1 protein-coding gene and 1 pseudogene are annotated in these 1,150 nt (G+C 61.7%); both read right to left on the minus strand.

What is annotated here, in order from left to right:
• Positions 1-175 precede the first annotated feature (175 nt).
• Positions 176-391, minus strand: a complete 216-nt coding sequence (locus C8N34_RS25820) for a hypothetical protein (RefSeq protein WP_108131074.1) — start codon at positions 389-391, stop codon at positions 176-178.
• 303 nt (positions 392-694) lie between these two features.
• Positions 695-1,108 (minus strand): annotated as a pseudogene (locus tag C8N34_RS25825) (hypothetical protein); the annotation flags it as partial.
• Between the last annotated feature and the right edge of the window lie 42 nt (positions 1,109-1,150).

Genomic DNA, 1,150 nt, shown 5'->3' on the forward strand with positions numbered 1-1,150 from the left:
CCTTGAACTCGATCACGCCAATCGCCTCTCACCAACTCCCTTACAACGCTGGAATATCATGCGCGCCCCGAAAGTCGAAAGTTTGCGACAGTACCGCCGAAACTGCTCACCACCTGAGCCGGAAACCGGCTACTCGGGCTGCCTGCACCCACACCAGACTGCAGCAAGCTCCTTCTCAAGGGAAACCATTCCAAGCACGGGACTTTTTCAGCGGCCTGTTAAGCTGTTCCTGATGCAGCTCTGCAATCCGCTCCTTCTTGTCGGTCTCAAACTCCCGCGCTATGGACAAACGGTTCATCTGCGCGATCTCGAGGCCGTGCTGAATGATCGACTTGCCATCGGCAATCGGCACGCCACGTGCGAAGGCCGCCAGCGGCAGCGCCGCCGCCATCAGGGCAAGCGCCCTGACGCATCGGGAAGATTTAGCGGCAGGGAATGACATCGACGGGCGAGGTGTTGCCACGCGAGACGAGGCCCGCATCCGGACTTGCACCCTTGGTGGAAGTCGTCACAGTAGAACCAGCGGTGGCCCAGCAATTGGTCTTGGTGATCGGCACTTCGGCGCAACCCGTGAGAACGGCCGATGCCCCCAGTACAACCGCCCCAGAGATAGGACGCATAATAGTTGTTATGTTGCATTAAAAATATGTCAGCCCTGCCGTCCGCCACGAACGGCAGCGCTGAGTGTAACGCTTCACATTGTCACGTCGGGCACCGCATGACGCAGGTCGACCACCTGACCCGTGCGGGCGCTTTCCTGTGCGGCCATGCCGATGGCTACGGCCCACCAGCCGTCCGTCAGGCTGACTTCGGGGGCCTGAGCGCCTGCAACCACGCGGGCAAAACCCTGATGCTGATAGAAGGTCGACCCGTTGTGATCGCCCGCAGCCAGCAAATCGGGGTCCACCGGCACTTCCAGCAAGCGCGGCCCCTTCGGCTCGCGCGGGCTGACAATCACCTGCGGCACCGGCGGGGCACCCAGATGCGCAGGCCAGAACCGGCCCGGCCCCGGTACCAGACATTCGATCTTGCCCAGGGGCCCGACGGCGCTGATCGGTTCCGTCGCAAAGTTTTTCTGAATGCGGAATAGCTCAGCCGCAGGGCAGACTTATGCTGCGAGCCCGGCGAAGATCTGGAAAGCAGTTTCCCC

The sequence above is a fragment of the Gemmobacter caeni genome (assembly GCF_003054195.1).
GTDB lineage: Bacteria > Pseudomonadota > Alphaproteobacteria > Rhodobacterales > Rhodobacteraceae > Gemmobacter > Gemmobacter caeni.

Coding starts and splice junctions, on each gene's coding strand:
- C8N34_RS25820 (WP_108131074.1), bottom strand. CDS start 391: ATGGCGGCGGCGCTGCCGCTGGCGGCCTTCGCACGTGGCGTGCCGATT.